Source organism: Bacillus sp. FSL K6-1145, assembly GCF_038003425.1.
In the GTDB taxonomy this organism is placed as follows: Bacteria; Bacillota; Bacilli; order Bacillales; family Bacillaceae; genus Bacillus; species Bacillus pumilus.
This window is the reverse complement of record NZ_JBBOPC010000001.1, coordinates 3560933-3582832: the sequence shown is the minus strand read 5'-3', so window position 1 is coordinate 3582832 and position 21900 is coordinate 3560933. Positions and strand designations below refer to the sequence as shown.

The following is a 21900-nucleotide window of genomic DNA, read 5'->3' as shown; positions in this document are numbered from 1 at the left end:
TAGGTGATGACGATGTTTAAAATCAAAAAAGTTTTAAACTCGAGTGTGGTCCTGGCTGAAGATCAGAACCAACAGGAGATGGTTTTGTTTGGCCGTGGGATTGGCTATGGACAGAAACCGGGTCAAATGATAGAAGAGAAAAAAGCGGACCAAGTCTTTATGTCAGTCGATAACATGAGAGCAAAAGAATTTCTTCAATTGTTAGATTCTATGCCTCAAGAGTTTATCGATTTAACTCAGCGCATCGTCCAATATGCAGAAAAACGGTTAAATTCAAATCTAAATTCAGGCGTTTATTTTACCTTAATGGATCATTTGAATTTTGCTGTTGAACGACATAAAAAGAATATTAATATTACGAATCGCGTGTACTGGGAAATCAAAAATTACTATACTGAAGAATTTGAAGTAGGGAAGTACGCTCTTGAGTTAGTAAATGATACATTGGGCATACAATTACCAAAAGAAGAAGCTGCCAATATCGCCTTTCACCTAATCAATGCATTAGGTGAAGAATCCGATTCAAAAGATAGCATGAAATATGCCAAAATGATCGGGAGCATTGTCAATCTTGTGCGCTATACATTGAATATGAAAATGGACCAAGATAATATTCATTACAGTCGGTTCATTACACATGTGAAATTCTTTGTAGAGAGGTTTTATGCAAATAAATTACTGTCGGATCAAGAAAATGAGTTGTTTGAACAAATTGCACACTTGTATCCTCAGGCGATGGATGTTGCTTTTAAAATCAAAGATTATATTAAACAGGTGCATAGTATCGTCATTCCTAATGATGAGCTTACTTATCTTGCGGTACATATACACCGCCTCATATCTTATCAGCAATTAAAATAATGGTGGAACCACTTGCCTTGTGATCAGGCAAGTGGTTCTTTGCTGTGATCAATTTTTATATTAAGTTCCGATAGGTCGTTCTGTTGTGCCAGGATTCGTCTCATTTAACGAATTGAAAGACACTGTTTGTCCGAAAACAACGATGGTTAAAGCAAGGATCAATAAACTCATTTTTTTCATTAGAATTCCTCCATTCAAATATAGGATGGTTCATGTGATAGGCTTCCTTCAAAAAGAGATAGGCTTGATGAATGGCACCTAAATCTTCAAAGTGTTTTGCAGCTAGTGCACTTAATTCACAGGCACCTTCAGCATCCTTTAACTCTTTTAGAATGCTGATTTCCTCGAAACAGGCTTGAGCTTTTTGAGACATATCCTCAGTAAAATATAGATGGTAAAGCAAATTCATTTTTGCTGTATAGATGGGGCATTTCTCTGATTCGTGTTTTTGGTTGACCAATTCGAAGTAATAGAGAGCTTGTGTTCTTTCATCAATAGAGAGCAGCTCTTTGACTAACATAAACATGGTGTGATGGAAATAGCATGATGAGAGGTAGTTTTCATCACTTAGAGCCTTTTCTAGGGCATCGATACATTTCTTCGATTCTCCAGCTTCGGCATACAGAATACTGATATTATGAAAAAGCTGTGAAGTTAGAAAATGATCATTTAGATTGTCAGCGATGTGTAATGCTTTTTTGTAGTAGTTTTCTGCTCTTGTGAAGTCGCCAATATCCATATAATTAGCAGCGGCGATGACAATGGCTGTCGCTAATCTTCTTTCATATCCTTCATGACTTTTGAAAATATCTATAGCATTCTGAATATAGTGAAGAGAAATTAGGCTTTGACGAAGTAGCATATATAAGTTTGCGATTTTCGTATGGAATTCAGCTACTTCTATTTCATCCGGAATGTTTTGCAGTTTTTTCTCGGCAATTTTAAACAGTCCAATGGCTGATGCATAGTCTCTGTTATATGAAGCGTAAAGGGCTTTGTATAGGTAAAAATAGTATTCAATTAAGTCGTTTGTTTTAGAGGGGCAATCTAACTCTGTCTGTTCATTCAGTTTTTTACCTCTTCGTTCATATATCATGAGTTTATACTTGCCTTCTAGCAATGAATAATAAGTCAATACCTCCTGATTCTCTTCCATTTCTTGAAGCAATTGCTTTAATTCTGTGTACATTGCGTTAGCACTTTGTACATCATGTTTGCGAATCGCAATTCGCCAATCATTTAAACGGTTCCCCACCTGTTCAGCAGAAATGATAGCCATGAAATTTCACCTCTTTAAGATCCTTTCACCTGTTTCACTAAAAAACGATATCACAATTTTTGGAAGAATATAATCATTTCTGTGAGGTGATTGCCAAGAGGTAATAAAAAGGACCTATGGTCATGTGATGTACGAAATTGTAATGGTGATTGAATGTTTATACAAATGATTAAAATCTTTTTTTAATCGTCTAAAAAAGAAATATATACAATGGATTTTATGATTATGATCAAAAATATCACTGGTATATTACAAATAAAGAGATTTTAGTTAATCGGTGGGTAAGTTGGAAGGTCGATCTATTAAAGAAAATCAGTTATGATGATGCTAGATCAAATTTGGAATAGAAACGGATAGAAGCAGACAAAAATTAGTCTGTTGGAAAGGATGTTGATATGAAAAAAAGATTTAAAAACTTAAATTGGCAAATCACAGTGATTATGGCGACGCTGTTACTTGTTTTAGTGACTCTGTATATGTCAAAGAGATACTTTTATAGCAAAGAAATCGAATTGCTGACAGAATCTTGTCAACAAGTAGGCGGCAAAATCATACTAGAGACTAATAGTTTGTCTATGGATTATTCATTTGAGTGCCAGGAAAAGTAAAACAGGCAGAAAGGCTGCCTGTTTTATTCCAACTTAAAACCCTAAATCTTGAAGCCATTGATTTAATCTGGTCTCCCGTTTCTCGGCAGTTGACTCATCATCATATCTCCCTAAATGTAAGCTAGCCGTTATTTCTCCGTCATTCATAAACATGATTCTTTCAGAACGAAGAGCAACCTTTGGGTCATGTGTGACAAGCAGTAGTGTCGCTCCTTCAGAATGGATTTTCGAAAATATATTCATCACTTCCTTCGTTGCATGGGAGTTAAGAGCACCTGTTGGTTCATCAGCGAAAAGAATGTCTGGTTCATTCATAAGTGCTCGACAGATAGAGGCTCTTTGAAGCTGACCTCCTGATACTTCTGACAAATATCTATCTGCTAAATGATCAATATCAAGTTTCTCCATTAAATATCTAGCTCGCTCATTCACTTCTTTTCTTGGCTTTTTCTTTGTTAAGTAAGCTGCAGCAATGATGTTATCAAATAGAGTAAGATTTTTTAGTAAGTGGCTGTGTTGAAAGACAAATCCCATATCTGTTAAACGCAGAGCAGTTAACTGTTTATCTGTCATTTCTGATAATAAACTGCCTTTATATTTGATCTCTCCTGTTGAGGCTGATTCTATCCCGCTAAGCTGATAAAGCAAGGAGGTTTTCCCGCATCCGGAAGGTCCCATAATGGTCATAAATTCCCCGGGATTTATCGATAAATGGATATCTTTAAGAATGATTTGTTTCTGTCCTTTTAAAGAATCAATTTGCAAAGACAATCGCTTTGTTTCAATCAAGTGTTCCATGTGAAACATCTCCTTATGAAAGTGTATGACGTGTAGTTTGACTAGTAAAAAACGTCTTCAATAACGAAGCAGTTAAAGCTAAGCTGACAATCAATAGTGTGATTGGGTACACAACTGACACCCATTGTGGTGCTAGCCACTGTAGGCTTGATGCCCCTAAGGATGCTCCACCTACACTCATTAAAGCTGGTCCAATCGTGTGGACAGTGATCGTGCCAATAAATGTGCCCAAAGAGATAACGACGATAAAACTTGTGATATATTGTACTGTTACATCTTTTTTAGAAAATCCAATCGTTCGTAATAAATGGTTTCGGCTTGAATCTTTTGCTTTTAACATGTGCAGAAACATGAATAACATCAAACTGGCGGTTCCAAAAGCAGCTAATGTAGACAAAAATGCAACGACTTTTACTAAAGATGCTGTGCTGCCGATTGTTTGATGAACGTATTCTTTCATATCTGTCACTTTTGCAGGAGATATCTCTTTTTCAAATACTGTCTTTTTCTTCGCAATTTCTACTCCTTGGTTTAGTTGGATTTGAATAGTTTTCCAAAGAGCTGTTTGAGGAAATGGCTGTGATATTGCTTTTGCTGTTTTCCCGCCGTTGGTGACATCCTGATAAATGCCAGTCACAGTTTTTTGAATTTCCTGCCCGTTTGTTACGAGAGTAATTTTTTCTCCAACCTTTTTCTGGAGTGAATCTGAGCTGAGCACTGATAAGGCAATTTCTTTTTTCTTTAAAGGCTGTCTCCCTTGTAAATAGGTGAGAGGAAATACTGAGAGATTACCTGTTTCTAAATAGAGTGTTTCTAATGAATTCTCCTTTGATTTTGCCTGAAGAGAAGTTGTTTCATATATGGCTGATGCATGAATATCTCGATCTTCACGGATCATTGATTCTATTTTATTAGTATTTTCCTTTAGATGATTTCCTTGTCGTATATCAATTCGAAGGTCACTTTGACCAGAGCCAAGATATGTGATGAAATCCGGCGATTGTAAGGTGTACCATAGCTGAATAGGCAGCAGCATCAAAAATGTACAAAGGGCCATAATACAAGTAATCGTTGTGTACAACTTCTTTCGTGATAACAGATCTTTTAAACCAAGCCAAATATTGACTGATATGAACCTGTTTTTCTTGAGATGCAAGGGTATTTGTTTTTTATCATTCGTTGAAATAACGCTACCTTGAAGTGCTTGAGCGGCTGATACTCGACCAAACTTCCTTAGGACAGTATAGCTGCAAGAAATGATGATCATTGCCATCACAATAGAAACACAAAGCGGGATGAACCAATAAGTAAAAGAAGGCTGATTCCCCATGTATCGCTGAATATTGGCTGTAAACATATCACCAAATATAAGAGTTAACCCATATCCTGCTATACACCCTATACCAGCAAGGAAGGCATACTTTCCAACGTATAATTGCTTGATTTTTGTTAAAGGAATCCCAAGCACCTTCAATATTCCAATTTCACGTTCGTCCTCTTCTATAGAAGCCGTCATAGCAAGATGAAGAGAGAGAAGAGCTATACCGATGAGTAGCATGCAAACAAGTAGGAGAATGGCAATCACCATTCCATCTGTCAATGCGTTCAGCATACGCAGCAAAGGTAATGTGACAGCTGGACCTTGTTGTGGAAGCTGTGATGACTGGTAGATTGCTTGAAAGGCATCTGCCTGCGCGGCATCATGCAGTAAAAATTCAATTAAATATTCCTTTTTATGAAACACTTGATTCATTGCGTCCCAATCCTTGTGATGAAGAAGGAATCTTTTCGAACTAACAAGACTGGGGTTCATTTGTGCATCTCGCAAGAATGCTTTAATACGGAAAGAGAATTGATTAGACCCTTTCCCAATCAGTAACGTTCCTCCTATTTTGAGATGATATCTTTGCTGAAAATAGATAGGGACAGCCACTTCACCTTTACTGACAGTGAGCTTTTCATTTTGTTCATTTAAAAGAAAATCAAAATAACGATTTTGTTTCACAAATAAATGATCCATCACACCTGCTTTGGCGGGTTCGTTTCCGAATTTGATATTTGCATGTTCAATCGGAATCATTGGGACGATTTGATGTGCTTTTACCATGGACTGCTTGCTTGAAAATGCCTCAACATCTTTTTCCTTTAGGCTGCCGTCATGCATTTGGACAAAGTCTGGTGCCTTGGCTGAATGGAGCAGATTAGAAATGGAACCATTCAGTTGTACTGTCATTTGAGCGGCACTTGTTGCTAGAAATGATGTCATCATAATGCATATGGTTAAACCGATGGAAATGAGACGGTGGCGGGTTAAGTCCTTCTTTATAAACGTCAGTCTCATGAGGCTGATTCTCCTTCATGTTGCAGCATATTTTTTGTTAAATAGGCAAGGGCAAACATGAAAATACTGACTATTAGTACTGTCACATACATGTTTGCTGAAAACGTATTGAACAAGAACCCATACATCATTTGACCAAGCGGGGCAGCACATTGAGAAACCATTGTCAGATTGGCCATCACTTTTCCTAATTGACTATTTGGCGTTTTCTTTTGAACATGTGAAATCACAACGATTGAAATCATTGTAAGAAGCATAGCAATCGGAAGACATCCTGCTAGAAAGAGAAAATAAGCTGGATAAGTGCCAAATTGAAGAGCTGTATTGGATGTAGAGAATGCGACAGGTAGCAAGATGATCGCGATGACGATCAGCCAGCGATATAAAGTAGGGATGCGCCAATGCTTTGCTACAAGTCCAACTAGCAGAGCTCCTGCGATGACAGCGAACTCAATCAAGCCCATGCCTACACCATACATGATGTCACTGCTTTTCATTGTGACCCTTAAAATGATTGGACCACCTACGATAAAAAAGGGCGTGAGGATGAAATTTAACATTGCAGCAAGCAACATGGCTCTTTTTAAAAATGGCTGACTGCCAATATAGGAAAATCCCTGTTTCATATCTTTTACAAGCACTTTGCCCATAGTTTCCGTTAGGGGGCTAGGTGAGAAGGATATGTTTAACCGTAAAAGCATGCATGCTGATAGAAAAAACACGATGGCACTGGCACCTATAATGGATTGACTTCCAATCAGTCCGTACAGAACCCCGCCGATAATAGGAGCGAGAACACCTGAAAGTGCCTGCACGCCATTGACGATCCCGTTTGCTTGTTCTAATTGTTCCTGTTTTACTAACTGTGGAATGCTCGACATCACAGCGGGAGCATAGAACGTACTCATCACACCAAGAAGCACCATGACCGCTCCGATCATAAAGAGTGAATCATTGCCCGAGAATAACCAAAAATAAAAAGCCAGAATCATGATGCCGGTGAGAACATCAAATAAAATCATCAAGTTCCTTCTGTTAAACCGGTCAGCGATTGCGCCTGCTAAGGGGGAAAGAAGGAGCGGGACATTGGATAAAGCGAATAGTAAGGCATATAAGTCAACACGCTGAGTCATATCCAGCACGTGTAAAGATAGAACAAACCGAATTAAGGAAGACCCAAAAACGGAAATAATCTGTCCAAGCACGAGGTAAATAAAGTGGGATGAACCTCTTTTAGATAATAAAGCCATGGGTATCACTCTCCTTCTAGACCGACCGTCAGTCTATAATGTATGCAGGATTGGTATTGAAGTGACCAATCACTGATTATGTTCATCAAGTTCTCCAGTTAAACGTTTCAGAAGAAAGGAGAAGCTCCCCTTTTCTGCATGTAATGAGGATTCGAGGATATCGATAAAAGCTAGCGCGCGCTGCATACTCTCTTCGGCTGTCCATTGAAAAAGGCCCTCATCAAATATGACCTGTGCAGAAGCAAGAAGGAATTCCACCGTTTCTTGCGGGTACTTTGTTTTGAATGTCCCTTCTTCCACCCCTTGCTGAATGACATCAGCTAAAACGGGTGATAGTTCTTTAATCGCTTTGATTAAGCTTTTTTGGTGCATCTCAGCATTAGAAGGCTGATGGAATTGTTCAATCATGCCCTGTTTATTGCTTCCTTGCTGAGGCGATTGCGCCATGATAATGCGAAATAGTTTGTCGACGACTGGAAGGTCTGGCTCAGCCGCAATACGCTTCGCCACGATGATATCTGCTTTGATAATCCTGTCAATAATGGCATCCATCACTTCTTCTTTGGATGAAAAGTAATAATAAAAAGTGCCTTTTGCAATGCCAACAGCTTTCAGAATGTCGATAATCGTTGTTTGCTGATAGCCTTTGGTAGAAAAAAGCTCTTCGGCTGCGTTTAAGATGTCATTTTTACGTTCTTCAGGATGTTTAACTGTTCTCATAAAGCCATCCTTTCTTTTGACTAGACTGTCGGTCGGTCCTTTGATTTGATTAAACCCTTTTCAATGTATCTTTGTCAATGCCTCATTTTTAAACACTTTGCATTTATTGTGCAATGACACTATGATACATTGAATGAAAATACCTTCAGGAGAGATGCCTCATGCAATTTTTAACCACTGAATTGGCACAAGAAATGGTTGAACGTACGATGCGTATTTTAGATAAAAACATCAATGTGATGAATGCGGATGGTGTCATCATTGGTTCTGGTGAACGAAACAGGATTGGTCAGAAACATGATGGTGCACGACTTGTTCTGACAAGCGGGGACAGTGTGGAAATTGACCACGAGGCGTCCTTACACTTAGAAGGAGTGAGACCAGGAATCAATTTGCCTATTTGCTTTCGTGAACAAGTAGTTGGTGTGATTGGCATTACTGGTGAGCCAGAGGACATTCGGCATCATGCCGAGCTGGTGAAAATGGCGGCTGAGCTGGTGTTAGAGCAGTCTTTTCTGCTTGAACGAGTTCAGTGGCGGCAGCGAATAGAGAGTGAAATTGTCAATCAGTTAATTTCTGATTCGGACGTTGGTGATCATCAGCTAAAGAACCGAGCTGCATGGCTGGGAATGGATTTAGATAAACGCCGAATGGCCATCATTTTTCAGCCAGTTCCATCCTCAGAAGACGCTGTGCATAAAATGATTCATGCGATTCAATACGATAAGAATGTGGATGATTTGCTTGGCATGACCTTTCGTCATGAATTGGTTCTTTTAAGGCAGCCGATTTCTGATCATTTTTTAAAGCATGTGGTTGGGCAGCTGCAAAGAACAATGGAAAAAGCAGTAGGAGGCCAGGTGCTGGTGGGGATAGGGACTGTCGCCGCCGACATAAGCCAGCTGTCATTGTCCTTTGAGCACGCAAGAGATTCCTTGAGGTTGGGGAAGGCTCTTGATCCGAAGGAAAGTATTTATTTTTTTGAATCTTATCAGCTGGAAAGGCTATTGATTACTGCAGGAGCTGTTGAAGAAAACAGTAGTTGGGTTGACTTTTACAAGCCAATAATACAAGAAGCGGAGCTTGCCCACACATTAAGAATTTACATTAAAGAAGGCGGTGATTTACAAAGAATTGTTGATCGTTTATTTATTCACAGGAATACATTGCGATATCGTTTAGATAAAATACAAGCTTTGACTGGAAAAGATCCCCGTCATGTGAAACAGTTGATGGAGCTTTATATGGCGCAGTTGATGAGTCAACTATCTTAATTGTGCATATGCACAATTGAATAAAGGAATAAATGAAAAAAGTTCATCTAGATTCACAACCCGATCCCAGTTAGTAAACGCTTACAATTAAAGAAAGACATTTTGGGGGGATCGAAAATGAGTGGAGATGTGACAGTAAGTACACTAGGAGCCATGACGGCACTTGTGGTTGCGATTGTTCTTATTCTAAAAAAAGTATCACCTGCATATGGCATGCTGGCAGGTGCTTTCATAGGCGGCTTGGTAGGCGGTGTAGATATTGTTCAGACCGTCAACGTCATGATGGAAGGCGCTAAGGATATGATTCCAGCTGTCCTCAGAATTATGGCGGCAGGTGTACTGGCTGGCGTTTTAATTGAGTCGGGTGCAGCTTTATCTATCGCCGAGGCGATCGTGAAGAAGCTTGGAGAGGCGAGGGCGTTATTAGCACTTGCACTGGCAACCATGATTTTAACAACAGTGGGTGTTTTTGTAGATGTAGCTGTTATCACGGTAGCGCCTATCGCACTTGCCATTGCGAAACGGGCAAAGCTGTCAAAAACGGGGATTTTACTCGCCATGATTGGAGGCGGGAAGGCAGGGAATATCATGTCACCGAATCCAAATGCCATTGCCGCTTCTGATGTTTTTGGTGTACCGCTTACTTCAATGATGGCTGCGGGTGTCATTCCGGCTGTGTTTGGATTGGCTGTTACATATGTGTTAGCTAAAAAGCTTGCAAAAAAAGGGACACCTGTTCTTGAAGAGGAAACCGCGTTAAGCAAAGGTGAAGTGCCAGCTTTTTTTCAAGCACTTGCGGGTCCGCTTGTCACCATTTTATTGTTGGCTTTAAGACCGCTTTTTCAAATCAATATAGACCCAATGATCGCCTTACCGATCGGAGGCATTATAGGCGCTCTTTTCATGAAAAAAGGGAAGTTTCTCAATGATTATGCGATGTCGGGGCTTCATAAAATGTCGGGTGTTGCGATTATGTTATTAGGGACAGGCACACTAGCAGGAATTGTATCAAATTCTTCCTTAAAAGATGTGTTTATTCAAGCACTCGATGCTTCGGGATTACCACCGTATTTACTTGCACCAGCTTCAGGGATATTTATGTCAGCCGCCACTGCTTCGACAACAGCAGGAACGGCGGTAGCGAGTGGCGTATTTAGCGGTACACTCATTGGGCTTGGTGTATCGGCCCTTTCAGGAGCAGCCATGATTCATGCTGGTGCAACTGTGCTTGATCATATGCCGCACGGGAGCTTTTTCCATGCAACAGCAGGAAGTGTTCAAATGGACATCAAAGAGCGGTTGAAACTCATGCCTTTTGAATCGTTAATTGGTTTGACATTAACTGTCGTATCGACCATTATTTTCGGCGTTTTTCAGTTGTTTGGCTGATGACATTTGATAAGAAACGAGGGGCTTTAGGATGAAAATTGTGATTGCACCAGATTCATTTAAAGAAAGTTTATCTGCATATGAGGTAGCATGTGCCATCGAACGAGGATTTCATGCGATTTTGCCAGACGCTGAATATATTAAACTTCCCATGGCAGATGGAGGAGAGGGAACTGTTCAATCACTAGTTGATGCGACCGGCGGGTACATGATCAATCAAGTAGTCACAGGCCCGCTTGGTGACCCTGTCGATGCCTTTTTTGGCATGTTAGGAGACGGTGAGACGGCCGTTATAGAGATGGCCGCAGCCTCTGGGTTACACCTTGTTCCGCAAGAAAAACGCAATCCGTTACTTACGACATCGAAAGGAACTGGGGAATTAATGCTTGCGGCACTAGATCAAGGAGCAAAGCATGTCATCATTGGGCTTGGCGGGAGTGCAACAAATGATGGCGGCGTTGGAATGATGCAAGGATTAGGTGCGGCTTTTCTTGATCAAGCAGGACAGGAGCTATCGCCAGGCGGTGGAGCCCTTCATCAACTAGCTTCTATTGATCTATCTGGACTTGACCCAAGACTGCAATCCGTTCGGCTGGAGGCAGCCTGTGATGTGGATAATCCTTTAACAGGTAAGAGAGGAGCGTCTGTCGTATTTGGTCCTCAAAAAGGTGCAGATGAAGAAATGGTTCAAGTGTTAGACAAGAATTTAGCTCATTTTGCTCACATAGCAGAAAAGCAGTTTACTGTATCCTTTGAAGATGCAGCAGGGGCAGGAGCGGCAGGAGGACTTGGTGCGAGTTTATTAGGCTTTTTACACGCCGATTTGCAAAGAGGAATTGACATTGTGCTGAAGGCTGTTCGGTTTGATGATGTCATCAAGGAGGCAGACCTAGTCATTACTGGGGAAGGCCGAATTGACCAGCAGACCATTTATGGAAAAACCCCAATCGGTGTAGCCAAAGCAGCAAAGCAGTATCACCGGCCTGTGATTGGTATCGCGGGCTCCCTCTCAAAAGACAGTGCTGTCGTACATGAGCATGGCATTGATGCACTTTTTAGTATCGTTCCAGGTGTAACTTCTCTTTCTGAGGCAATGAGAGATGGGGCTATTCATGTAGAAAGAACCGCTCGAAATATTGCGGCTGCTATATCAGTTGGAAGAAATAAGTAAACGATGAAAAATGTTTCCTTTTCTATCACATTCTTTCTATAGAAATGTGGTAAAATTGTATGAAATGCTATAGAAAGTTGGAGGAAACACAAATGTCTAATCTACCAAATTGTCCTTCATGCAGTTCAACGTATACTTATGAGGATGGCAGTCTGCTGGTTTGTCCTGAATGTGCGCATGAATGGTCACTTGAACAAGAACAAGCGGCAGAGGAGCAGCTTGTGGTCAAAGATGCGAATGGAAATCTATTAAGTGATGGGGATACGGTCACTGTCATTAAAGATTTAAAAGTAAAAGGCTCTTCTTCCGTTTTAAAAATAGGAACGAAGGTCAAAGGCATTCGTTTAGTGGAAGGCGATCATAACATTGATTGTAAAATTCCTAGCTTTGGCGCAATGAAGTTAAAATCAGAGTTTGTGAAAAAGGTATAATAACGAAAGGAGGCTGTCAGTAGAGGCCTCTTTTTCATTTCTTTATTCATAGGTGAAAGGAATAATCTTAAAAAAAATTCCATACATATATACCTGTTGAAAAAGGTTCATTTTAAAAAAATCAAGCCTCTTTTCACATAAAAGATTGTTGTTTTCTTAACCCTACCTTAAAAAAGGCAGAGGATTCTCTAAATTTTGCCTAATCCCCTTCACAACTTTTGGGCATTGCTGTACCATATGGAAGTGTTCTTCTATTTTTAACGGATCATGGTGTTTATCAGGAAATAGATGATAGATGATACTTAGACAAAGAAGGAGAGGTAACGTGACGAACGTTTTAGAACTGCATAATGTATCTAGGCATATTCACGGGAAAAAGATCGTTCAAGACTTGAGCTTTTCTGTCCAAGCGGGCGAAGTCTTTGGCTTCTTAGGACCAAACGGCGCAGGGAAAACAACAACCATTCGTATGATGGTTGGTCTTTCTCCAATTACATCTGGTGACATTCTGATTAATGGTCATAGTATTCAATCCTCATATCAGCATGCCATCCAAGATGTTGGTGCCATTATTGAAAACCCAGAAATGTATAATCATTTAACGGCAAGACAAAATCTTGTTCACTTTGCCAGAATGAATGGGAAAGTGGATGAAGGGCGAATTGATGAGCTGCTAGAGCTGGTCAGCTTACAGCACGTGAAACATAAGCGTGTCCGAACGTTTTCATTAGGCATGAAGCAGCGTTTAGGCATTGCGCAAGCACTTATACATAGACCGAAACTACTGATATTAGATGAGCCGACCAATGGACTTGATCCAGAGGGAATTCGCATGATACGAGATTACTTGAGAAGGCTTGCAAAGGAAGAAGGGCTAGCTGTCATTGTTTCAAGTCACCTCATGTCAGAAATGGAACTGATGTGTGATCGTTTTGCGATTATCCAAAAAGGAAAGCTGATTGCGATTGAGGATCAGCGTGCAGAGACGAATCAAGACGATTTGGTCAATTACCGAATGAAGGTCGCATCTGGTGAGCTGGCAGAAGCCCAGAAACTCATTGGTATATTTGAGGAAGGCACGACTGTAAGAGAAGAGGAGCAGTATTTATTCTTCTCCTTGTCAGAAGAGAAAATGCCGGAATTGATTCGTCATTTGAGCGGCGCGTCCATTCATTTGTACGAAATCAAAATAGAAAAACAAACCTTAGAAGATAAGTTCTTAAGCTTAACAGGTAAAAAGGAGGCAGACGTATGATACGCCTCATTCAAAACGAGTGGATGAAGATCAGTTATCGTGTTGGAACTTGGATTATGGTTGGACTTCTTGTTTTAGGTATGATTGCTACACTGATCTTTGTAGTGAAAACAAATGACAAAGATCAAGCTTCAGGTGAATGGAAAACCCAGCTAGAAATGATGAATACGGAAAACAAGAAAGAGCTCAAAGAAACAGAGACTGGTTTCTTTAAAAGAAACCTTGAAAAAGAGATCGCTATTAATGATTATCGAATCAAGCATAACTTGCCGCCAGCTGATCAGTTTAGCCACAGTGTATGGGATTATGTGAAAACAAACGCCAATTTACTTCAGCTAGTAGGTGTGTTTGTGATCATTATTGCTTCCACTATTGTGTCGGCTGAATACAAGCATGGTACAATCAAATTATTATTGATTCGTCCACCATCAAGGCTAAAGATCCTAATATCTAAATATATTACAGTACAGCTGTATGCTCTTTTACTTGTTGTGGTGCTATTTATCTTGTCCTTCATATTGGGTGCTATTTTCTTTGGACTTAGCACTGATTATGTGAATTTGGTGTATCACAATGGTGAAGTGATTGAACGTTCGCAGTTTGCAAATATGATCTATTATTATCTTGCTCATTGTGCAATGTTTGTCGTTTTGGGAACCCTTTCGTTCGCCATTTCTACAGTATTTAGAAGTGAAGCCATCTCCATTGCCATTAGTGTGTTAGCTTATATTGTGGGTGGATCAGTTACAGGTATTTTAATGCTCTTCTTTGATTGGTCAAAATATTTGTTATTTGCAAACGATCCATCCCAATACTTTATGGAACAGGTTACTCTTATCGAAGGTATGTCTCTAGGATTCTCATTAATCGTCCTAGTCATCTATTGGGCTATTTTCTTGGCCATTGCCTTAATTGTCTTCCAAAAACGAGAAGTGAAAACAGGCAGTTAAATTTTAAAAATTTTTAGGAGGTTTACACATGATTAGTCGTAAAGGTGAAAAAATTATGGGGATTATTAGTATTGTCCTCAATGCCATTGGTGTTGGATTTGGAGCATTAATCCTCTCGGTAGGTCCATCATTTTATAATGAAATTAATGAAGTGCTACAAGAGGAAGGCGAAACATTACCGATTGAAACGCTTCAAGCTTCAGTTAATGCATTTGGTACGCAGTTTATGGTCGTTTCTGGAATTGCAGCAGTGCTATCGATTGTCGGTGTTATTCTCTTGAAAACAGACCGCCGTGCCGTGATTTCAGGTGTTCTTTTCTTGGTGTCTGCTGTGACTCTTTTAATTGGAACAATCGGTCTTGCATTCGCTCCAATGGTTCTATTGTTTATCATTGGATTAATGTCTCTTATTAGAAAGCCGAATACAGACATTCACACAAGTGAATATCCTTCATAATACAAAGAAAAAGACATGCGTCGTTGTACGCATGTCTTTCTTTTTTTAAATGATACCGATTAGCATCGCCACGAACAGAAGGATAATACTGAATCCCCACATCCAAAAGAAGGAGTAGCGGATATGTTTCCCCATATCCACCCCTGCCAGGCCTACAGCGAGCCAAACAGCAGGCGCAAGCGGACTGACAAAGGTTCCGATAATATTCCCAATCATCATGGCATATGCCGCTGAAGTACCAGATACGCCAACCTCAGATGTAATGGATTCAACAATTGGCAGAAGGGCGTAATAATAGGCGTCTGTACTAGTCAGCATATCGAGCGGCACTCCAAGCATCCCGACAATAATATGTAAAAATGGCAGTAAGAAAGCTGGTAAAATATGAATACTGTCGACCGCAATGGCTTTCAGCATCCCTGTACCTTCAAGAATTCCTAAAAATGAACCTGCGGAGAAAATAACAGCCGCCATCATCAGTGCACTAGGTGCGTGCGCCTTGATTCTTTCCATCTGTAAATTTACATTCGGAAAGTTAATCAACAGTGCTAGTGACAGGCCAATCATAAACATATAACTAGCAGGAATTACGTTTAACACGAGAAGTACCACAACACAGACAAATAGAATAAGGTTCACCCAGATGAGATGATAACGCTTTAAAGAAGCGTCACCTGTTTCGCTAATAGACTGAATGGCACGATCCCAATCGGCGCCTTCTAGTTGAACAGCAGCTACTTCGTTTGCAGCAATTTTCACCCGAATTCGTTTTTCTTCCCTCTTTCCTAAAAAGAACGCCATTCCTAACACGAGCACCACCCCAATGAGCTGGATCGGAATAAGCGGCACCCAGAGTTCAGATGGATCCATATTCAAGACGCTTGCTGCCCGTCCAGTCGGACCAGCCCAAGGAATCATATTGGTTAATCCAGCACTCGTCCCAATTAATAACAGCAGCAAGTAAGGACTCATATGTAATTTTTTATAAAGTGGCAGCAGTGCAGGTACAGTTAATAAAAAGGTTGTAGCCCCTGCTCCATCTAAGTGAGCAATGATCCCAATTAAAGCAGTTCCCATTGCAACTGTGACAACATTTCCTTTTGTCAGCTTAATTAATGCTTTAATTACAGGTTCAAAGAACCCTGTATCTTGTAAAATGCCGAAAAATAAAATGGCGAAGATAAACATGGTCGCCACCGGCAATACTTTGATAATTCCTTCTTCAAAAAAGGTTTGAATGTCATTTATCCCAAATCCCGCAATCAGTGCCCCGATTAATGGCACCATGACCATGGCGACAATTGGACTTGCTTTCCCCCAAATCAGCAATACAACAATCGTTAAAATAATCAACAATCCAACAAGCGTTAACATAAGACCCTCCCCCTACAATAAACCGTTTACATTTGTTTGCTCTTTTTATCACAATGCAGTCCCACAGCTGCATTGAAAAAAAGGGTATCAAAAATATGAGCATTAGGCAACCGCTTTCATACCTATACAATGGTAAAAAAGGATGGTGAATCCATTCATGGTGCGGTATCAAACATGTCAAAAAATTTAGATAAAATATAAAGGTTCATATACATTTCTACTAATAAATATATTTATATAGGTATTTAGAATTATCTAAATAAAAGAAGCGTCCAATGAATGAACACTTCTTTTAAATTATTTTTTCAAGATGATGTACTCGTAAGGATCAAGCTGAAGCTTCTCTGGCACCTGCTCATCAGTCAGGATATTTTCATAGCTTTCCGCTGAATCTAGTGATATGTTCTGCTGCTCTTCTGTAAAATTCATCATAAACACATATTCCTGAGTGCCATCTGTTCGTTTTTGTACACTGACTCCCTCTGGAATCACCGCTGATAGGACGGGCTGTATCTCCATTTCTGCGATGAGTTCCTCGTAAAACTCATCATAAAAAATCTCCTCATTTTCGGAAGCCATATAGTATGCTTTTCCATCTCCAAAAGGATGGACAGTCAGGGCTGGCTGTCCTTCGTAGCAGCCGTTCTCAAAATGTCCTAACACAGAGGCCGTTTCAGGATGTATGGATTCGCAATATTGCCCGACATGGTAGGTGCGTCCATTCCCTGTGGTCATTAATACATGTTCATCTGGCATCAATGTGTTGATTTCCTCAGCCCAAATGCCAAGTACATGGCGGAGAGGACCGGGGAAACCGCCGAGGAAACAGAGGTCATTTTCGTCGACCATACCGCTCCAGTATGTCGCTATAAAAGTGCCGCCCCTTTTGACAAAGGCTTCGATTTTTTCTGCGACGCCTGGTTTGATCATGTAGAGCATTGGACCAACGAGCACCCGATAGGATGAGAAATCCTTTTCCATGCCGACAATGTCAACAGGAATGCCTTTTTTCCAAAAGCTTCGATAGTGAGTTTGACAAGCCTCTACATAGCGTTTGTTTGTATTATTTAAGCCTTGTGCATCATCAATGGCCCAGTGGTTTTCCCAATCATATATGATGGCGACTTCTGGTTGAACGGATGTCCCCGCGATGGGTTGCAGCTGCTCCAGCTGTTTCCCTAGATCAGCGACCTCTTGAAACACTCGCGTATGTTCATGTCCGGAATGATCGACTACCGCGCCATGGAATTTCTCGGAGGCACCTCGCCCTTGGCGCCACTGGAAGTAAAGCACGGAGTCTGATCCGTGGGCAATCGCCTGTATGGCAGAAAGGTGTGCCATGCCTTTGTGTTTGACCTTATTCACTTCATGCCAGTTCACAAGGCTCGGTGTACTCTCCATCACGAGAAATGGCTGCCCGTCCTTTAATGAACGATATAAGTCGTGAACGAAGGCAACGTTTGACGCTAATTCAGCGGTTGTTTCCCTGCCGCTATGCCATGCTGGATAGCTATCCCATGAAATTACGTCGACCTCTTTTGCAAATTGATGATAATCCAGTCCAAGAAATGGGCGCATATGCGGGTAGTCGCCCATAAAGTTGGTGGTCACTGGAATATGGGGCGTCAATTCCCGAAGCGGTTCAATTTCATTTTGATAAAAATTGATCGTTTGCGCTGTGACAAAGCGTTTCCAATCTAGGTTCATCCCGTGAATCATGTGCTCCCCGTGCGGTGCAGGTGACTCGATTTGTGACCAATCACTATACGTGTGGCTCCAAAATCCTGTCCACCATGCTTGATTCAAAGCTTCAAGGTCATGATTGTACTTGTCTTTCAAAAAGTCTCGAAATGCTTCCTGGCAGAGATCACAATGACATTCGCCACCGTACTCATTCGAAATGTGCCACATGATCAGTGCTGGGTGATCCTTGTAGCGTTCAGCGAGCAAACGATTGAGTGTATTCGTTTTTTCTCGATAAACCGTTGAGGTGAAGCAATGATTATGGCGAAGTCCATGTAAGTTACGCTGACGGTTCGCTTCGACGCGCAATACCTCTGGATATGCTTGTGAGAGCCATGCAGGTCGTGCCCCGCTTGGCGTTGCAAGAATGGCGTGTGCCCCCTGTGCTGCCAAGCGGTCCATGATGTCATCCAGCCATGTAAAATCATATTGACCTTCTTTTGGCTCTAGCTTACTCCATGCGAAAATGTTGATGGAGAATGTTTGACAATGTGCAAGCTTCATTAATCGAAAATCTTCGTCAATGATCTCCGGCATATGAAGCCATTGATCTGGATTATAATCGCCACCATGTAAGAATCCGTTTACATTTGGGTGAACGAGTGGGTAACGCTTTCCCATTTTGTCACGTCCTATCCTATTAATTACGGTGTCATTTGTTTAAATACGTCTAGAGAAGGCAGTGCTTTTCCGTTGAAATCAAACATCGCTTGATTTTCCCAAGCATTTCCGACCGTACCGGTTGTTTGGATATAAGCCAGCCCATATTGACTTGACCACGGGGCGCCTTTCGCTGGGATCCAAAGCGGCTCCCAATAAAAGAAACCTTTCCCGCGATTGTTTTTCACTTGTGAAATTTTTTCTGATAGATCTCGTATAAAAGATGCCTGGCCTTGAGGTGAAGCTGGGTAGCCGGCAGTATTGACTGAATCTTGGTTAAATGAGTTTTCTAGGTTGTCGCCATTTGCTGTTGTAAAACCGTAGGCGGTTTCTACCACGATGACGTCTTTGTTATAGCGGACGCTAATATCATTCATATTGTTAGTAAGACCGCTAAATCCGCCGTCCCAATACGGGTAATAAGATAGACCGATCGTATCGAATGAGACGCCTCGTTTGTTGATTTCATCAAACCACCAACGGGAGGCCCCGTTGTCCCCGCCATGGGCAAGGTGAAGCATGATGTTGATATTTGAATCGACAGAGCGGACTGCATTTGTGCCAGCCTTTAGCAAAGCGGCGAGCCGGTCAAATTCACCGCCGCCTTCACCCCAGCTTTTGCCGTTCGGCCACAGCATGCCTGAGTTCAATTCGTTTCCGACCTGTACCATGTTCGGCAGCGCATTTTGGGCTCTCATCGCTTTGAGTACATCCCCTGTGTAAGTGCCAACCGCTTTTACTAAATCGTTTTGTGAAAGAGATGCCCATGCTTTCGGTTTGAACTGTTTACCAGGATCAGTCCAGAAATCACTGTAGTGAAAATCAAGCAGCACTTTCATATTTTGTGCTTTTGCGCGTTTCGATAAAGCGATGGCTGTATTGAGATCATTTGTCCCGCCGTTATAGGCACGGCCTTGATTGTCGTATGGGTGGTTCCACAGTCTAATACGCACATAGTTGACGCCTTTTTCCTTTAATAGCTTGAGCGGGTCCACCTGTTTTCCATTTTGGTCGAAGTATCTGCCGCCGCTTCTCTCCACTTCCGCAAGCATGGAGCTATCGGCTCCTTTAATGAAATCACCTTGCAGTCCATTGATCGGCTGAACGGAAATGGCATCCGCTTTTGCTTCAGGTAAAATCCCTAATCCCATCAAAAAGAAAACGACAACCGTGACGAGCATCCATTTCTTCATCAAATCTCCCCTTATCCTTTTGTCCCGCCTTGTGTGAGGCCGGACACAAATTGTTTTTGTAACACAAGAAACAATAAAGCGACTGGAATCGCAATGAGTAAAGCCCCGGCTGCAAAGGTCGTGTAGCTGGCCCCCATTTTGTCTGACACAAGATTGTACAGACCGATCGGGAGTGTATACATTTCGGGTGAGCGGACAATGACACTGGAGATGATGAAATCACCCAGTGGTCCTGTAAATGAGTTGATGGCGACAACCGCCAAAATAGGTTTAGCAAGCGGCATAATAATTTGGATGAAAATTCGAAAATGCCCTGCGCCGTCCATTCTGGCTGATTCATCAAGATCCTTCGGAATCGCATCAAGATAGCCTTTCATTAAATACGTATTCATCGGAATTTGTCCGCCTGCATAAATCAAAATCAGTGCAAGATGGCTGTTAATCAGTCCAAGCATTTGAGCCAAAACGAAAATCGCAATCAGCGCTGAAAATTGAGGAATCATTTGCAGCAGTAAAAAGAGCATCAGCCCATTTTTCCGTCCTTTGAAACGGAATCTAGAGAAGGCATAGCCTGTAAAGCTAACAAGAATCAGCGTTAACAGCATTGTGGCAATACTGATCTTCATGGAGTTCCAATACCATTTTGCATAAAGTGCTCCCGGGCCAAAGAAGAGCTCGGTAAAGTGACTGAACGTTGGATTCTTCGGAAACATACTTGTGCTCATAAGGCTGTTTCCAGGATTAAAGGAAGCACCGATCGTCCAAAGCAGTGGATATAGAATACAAATGGAGGCAATGAAAAGGATAAAATAAGTAATGCTCAGGCGAATGAGCTTGTTTTGTTTTGATCCCATATCACATCATGTCCTCCTCTTTGAATGAATTCGTTCTCTTAAACTGCCAGAGTGCAATGGCGATGACAAAGATTGAAAGTAAAATCGTGACAGCCGCAGCGAGTGCATATTGAGAGGACTGCATCGTGAGTTTATAAATCCAAGACACCAAGATGTCCGTTCCCCCAGCGGTTGACCCCGCAACAGGCGGTCCCCCGCCATTAAATAAGTAGATGATATTAAAGTTGTTAAAATTAAACGTATATTGTGTGATGAGGATGGGTGCAATGGAATAGAGAACAAGCGGTAACGTGATGGACCGGAATTTCTGAAAAAAATTGGCTCCATCAATGGTCGCAGCCTCATATAAATCCTCGGGAATCGCCTGCAAAACGCCTGTTGTCATAATGAAAACGAAAGGAAATCCAAGCCAAGTCTGCATCGCAATGAGGGCAATTTTGCTCCAAAATGGATCTGTTAGCCATGGTTTTGGATCAATCCCTATCGATGCAAAAAGTGTATTGTTAATGGCCCCAAATGTATCATTGAACAGTCCAGCAAACACCAAAATGGTCACAAAGCCCGGAACAGCCCAAGGGAGAATCAAAATGGTTCTAAAAAACCGTTTTCCCTTTAAATCCTTCTGATTGAGCAGAACCGCTAAAAAGATGCCGAGGGCACATTGAAGGGTCGACGCGGCCAAAGTCCATACGACGGTCCAGCCAAGTACATCAATGAAGGTGTCTCTCCAAATATCAATGGAAAAGATATTTTGAAAGTTCTTGATTCCTACCCAGTCGATCAGATTGGCAGGAGGCGAGTGATATAAATCATAGTTCGTAAAGGCAAGCGCAAAGCTGAACATAATAGGAAAGACAACAGAAAATAGAAGTAAAAAGAAAGCAGGAGTGCTCATTAAGTAAGGAAAGCCTTGATCGATGAGCTGATGATATTGAGCACGGATGGAATGAAGTGGTACCCCTTGATCCCGTTTCTTTCCATTCATAAAAGCATCACGCATCATGAGTACATAAAAGCCGATACCAAAACCAGCTGTTAACAGCGCAATAATCCCCTTTGCTAAAAGAAAAACAGAGTTGTCACGAGGCAGCATTGTCCCAAGTGTGAACAGTCCCCAGAAGCCAATATTGAATAAATCATAAAATACAATCAAAAAAGCGGCGCCGAACAGGAAAAAGAGTGCCCCTTTGCCGTACTGTTTGTTATATATCTGCCCCATCCCGGGTATAAAGGAGAACATTAGCGCCCGTCTCCGGTGTGTCTTTGATTCCACTATGTGTGTGCGGTCTAGT

The 21900-nt window shown here is 41.4% G+C and carries 18 protein-coding genes; 8 read left to right on the top strand and 10 right to left on the bottom strand.

Features of this window, described 5'->3' with window-relative positions; all coding sequences use genetic code 11:
- The first annotated feature begins 12 nt into the window (after positions 1–12).
- Positions 13–861 carry a PRD domain-containing protein gene (locus MHH41_RS18205; protein WP_003215356.1) on the top strand — a complete coding sequence of 283 codons (849 nt, stop codon included), beginning with the start codon at positions 13–15 and terminating at the stop codon, positions 859–861.
- Positions 862–961: 100 nt separating this feature from the next.
- Here the strand turns inward: MHH41_RS18205 and MHH41_RS18200 are convergent, their stop codons facing one another.
- The 5 genes from MHH41_RS18200 to MHH41_RS18180 form a co-directional block, all read right to left on the bottom strand.
- Complete coding sequence (locus tag MHH41_RS18200; RefSeq protein ID WP_226804505.1) at positions 962–2140, bottom strand: Rap family tetratricopeptide repeat protein; 1179 nt, start codon at positions 2138–2140, stop codon at positions 962–964.
- A gap of 641 nt (positions 2141–2781) precedes the next feature.
- Positions 2782–3546, bottom strand: coding sequence for an ABC transporter ATP-binding protein (locus tag MHH41_RS18195; protein ID WP_212045751.1), 765 nt, complete (start codon positions 3544–3546; stop codon positions 2782–2784).
- Positions 3547–3559: 13 nt separating this feature from the next.
- Entirely contained in the window at positions 3560–5887 is a 2328-nt protein-coding gene (locus tag MHH41_RS18190; protein ID WP_340866631.1) for an ABC transporter permease, read from the bottom strand.
- On the bottom strand, positions 5884–7137 hold the full coding sequence (locus tag MHH41_RS18185) for an MFS transporter (protein WP_212045749.1): 1254 nt from the start codon (positions 7135–7137) through the stop codon (positions 5884–5886). Before MHH41_RS18185 ends, MHH41_RS18190 begins: the two co-directional genes overlap by 4 nt.
- A gap of 69 nt (positions 7138–7206) precedes the next feature.
- On the bottom strand, positions 7207–7857 hold the full coding sequence (locus tag MHH41_RS18180) for a TetR/AcrR family transcriptional regulator (RefSeq protein WP_251190588.1): 651 nt from the start codon (positions 7855–7857) through the stop codon (positions 7207–7209).
- Between the two features lie 161 nt (positions 7858–8018).
- On the opposite strand from MHH41_RS18180, the gene MHH41_RS18175 reads away from it, so the two are divergent.
- The 7 genes from MHH41_RS18175 (at position 8019) to MHH41_RS18145 (ending at position 14784) form a co-directional block, all read left to right on the top strand.
- Positions 8019–9131, top strand: coding sequence for a CdaR family transcriptional regulator (locus MHH41_RS18175; protein WP_340866630.1), 1113 nt, complete (start codon positions 8019–8021; stop codon positions 9129–9131).
- A 117-nt stretch (positions 9132–9248) separates the two neighbouring features.
- Positions 9249–10520 (top strand): GntP family permease, encoded by a 1272-nt coding sequence (locus MHH41_RS18170; RefSeq protein WP_050944605.1) that lies wholly within the window; start codon positions 9249–9251, stop codon positions 10518–10520.
- 31 nt (positions 10521–10551) lie between these two features.
- A complete protein-coding gene (locus tag MHH41_RS18165) occupies positions 10552–11691 on the top strand; it encodes a glycerate kinase (RefSeq protein ID WP_340866629.1) in 1140 nt (379 codons plus the stop codon).
- Between the two features lie 92 nt (positions 11692–11783).
- Entirely contained in the window at positions 11784–12122 is a 339-nt protein-coding gene (locus MHH41_RS18160; RefSeq protein ID WP_003215145.1) for a zinc ribbon domain-containing protein YjdM, read from the top strand.
- 325 nt (positions 12123–12447) lie between these two features.
- The gene (locus MHH41_RS18155; RefSeq protein ID WP_212045746.1) at positions 12448–13377 is read left to right on the top strand and encodes an ABC transporter ATP-binding protein; all 930 of its coding nucleotides are present in this window, start codon (positions 12448–12450) and stop codon (positions 13375–13377) included.
- A complete protein-coding gene (locus MHH41_RS18150) occupies positions 13374–14327 on the top strand; it encodes an ABC transporter permease (RefSeq protein WP_050944602.1) in 954 nt (317 codons plus the stop codon). The genes MHH41_RS18155 and MHH41_RS18150 overlap by 4 nt, the downstream gene beginning before the upstream one ends.
- A gap of 28 nt (positions 14328–14355) precedes the next feature.
- A complete protein-coding gene (locus MHH41_RS18145) occupies positions 14356–14784 on the top strand; it encodes a DUF4064 domain-containing protein (protein ID WP_003214965.1) in 429 nt (142 codons plus the stop codon).
- 45 nt (positions 14785–14829) lie between these two features.
- Here MHH41_RS18145 and MHH41_RS18140 read toward each other — a convergent pair whose 3' ends face one another.
- The 5 genes from MHH41_RS18140 to MHH41_RS18120 form a co-directional block, all read right to left on the bottom strand.
- A complete protein-coding gene (locus MHH41_RS18140) occupies positions 14830–16158 on the bottom strand; it encodes a CitMHS family transporter (RefSeq protein ID WP_003214912.1) in 1329 nt (442 codons plus the stop codon).
- 297 nt (positions 16159–16455) lie between these two features.
- Positions 16456–18522: a beta-galactosidase gene (locus MHH41_RS18135; protein ID WP_340866628.1), complete on the bottom strand. Its 2067-nt coding sequence runs from the start codon at positions 18520–18522 to the stop codon at positions 16456–16458.
- Between the two features lie 23 nt (positions 18523–18545).
- Positions 18546–19754 (bottom strand): glycoside hydrolase family 53 protein, encoded by a 1209-nt coding sequence (locus MHH41_RS18130; RefSeq protein WP_340866627.1) that lies wholly within the window; start codon positions 19752–19754, stop codon positions 18546–18548.
- 11 nt (positions 19755–19765) lie between these two features.
- Positions 19766–20608, bottom strand: a complete 843-nt coding sequence (locus MHH41_RS18125; protein WP_003215217.1) for a sugar ABC transporter permease — start codon at positions 20606–20608, stop codon at positions 19766–19768.
- A gap of 1 nt (position 20609) precedes the next feature.
- Positions 20610–21848 (bottom strand): carbohydrate ABC transporter permease, encoded by a 1239-nt coding sequence (locus tag MHH41_RS18120; protein WP_080984766.1) that lies wholly within the window; start codon positions 21846–21848, stop codon positions 20610–20612.
- Between the last annotated feature and the right edge of the window lie 52 nt (positions 21849–21900).

What these genes read in the sequence shown, in the direction of transcription:
- MHH41_RS18205 (WP_003215356.1), top strand. Translation starts at nt 13, where the DNA reads ATGTTTAAAATCAAAAAAGTTTTAAACTCGAGTGTGGTCCTGGCTGAA.
- MHH41_RS18200 (WP_226804505.1), bottom strand. Translation starts at nt 2,140, where the DNA reads ATGGCTATCATTTCTGCTGAACAGGTGGGGAACCGTTTAAATGATTGG.
- MHH41_RS18195 (WP_212045751.1), bottom strand. Translation starts at nt 3,546, where the DNA reads ATGGAACACTTGATTGAAACAAAGCGATTGTCTTTGCAAATTGATTCT.
- MHH41_RS18190 (WP_340866631.1), bottom strand. Translation starts at nt 5,887, where the DNA reads ATGAGACTGACGTTTATAAAGAAGGACTTAACCCGCCACCGTCTCATT.
- MHH41_RS18185 (WP_212045749.1), bottom strand. Translation starts at nt 7,137, where the DNA reads ATGGCTTTATTATCTAAAAGAGGTTCATCCCACTTTATTTACCTCGTG.
- MHH41_RS18180 (WP_251190588.1), bottom strand. Translation starts at nt 7,857, where the DNA reads ATGAGAACAGTTAAACATCCTGAAGAACGTAAAAATGACATCTTAAAC.
- MHH41_RS18175 (WP_340866630.1), top strand. Translation starts at nt 8,019, where the DNA reads ATGCAATTTTTAACCACTGAATTGGCACAAGAAATGGTTGAACGTACG.
- MHH41_RS18170 (WP_050944605.1), top strand. Translation starts at nt 9,249, where the DNA reads ATGAGTGGAGATGTGACAGTAAGTACACTAGGAGCCATGACGGCACTT.
- MHH41_RS18165 (WP_340866629.1), top strand. Translation starts at nt 10,552, where the DNA reads ATGAAAATTGTGATTGCACCAGATTCATTTAAAGAAAGTTTATCTGCA.
- MHH41_RS18160 (WP_003215145.1), top strand. Translation starts at nt 11,784, where the DNA reads ATGTCTAATCTACCAAATTGTCCTTCATGCAGTTCAACGTATACTTAT.
- MHH41_RS18150 (WP_050944602.1), top strand. Translation starts at nt 13,374, where the DNA reads ATGATACGCCTCATTCAAAACGAGTGGATGAAGATCAGTTATCGTGTT.
- MHH41_RS18145 (WP_003214965.1), top strand. Translation starts at nt 14,356, where the DNA reads ATGATTAGTCGTAAAGGTGAAAAAATTATGGGGATTATTAGTATTGTC.
- MHH41_RS18140 (WP_003214912.1), bottom strand. Translation starts at nt 16,158, where the DNA reads ATGTTAACGCTTGTTGGATTGTTGATTATTTTAACGATTGTTGTATTG.
- MHH41_RS18135 (WP_340866628.1), bottom strand. Translation starts at nt 18,522, where the DNA reads ATGGGAAAGCGTTACCCACTCGTTCACCCAAATGTAAACGGATTCTTA.
- MHH41_RS18130 (WP_340866627.1), bottom strand. Translation starts at nt 19,754, where the DNA reads ATGAAGAAATGGATGCTCGTCACGGTTGTCGTTTTCTTTTTGATGGGA.
- MHH41_RS18125 (WP_003215217.1), bottom strand. Translation starts at nt 20,608, where the DNA reads ATGGGATCAAAACAAAACAAGCTCATTCGCCTGAGCATTACTTATTTT.
- MHH41_RS18120 (WP_080984766.1), bottom strand. Translation starts at nt 21,848, where the DNA reads ATGTTCTCCTTTATACCCGGGATGGGGCAGATATATAACAAACAGTAC.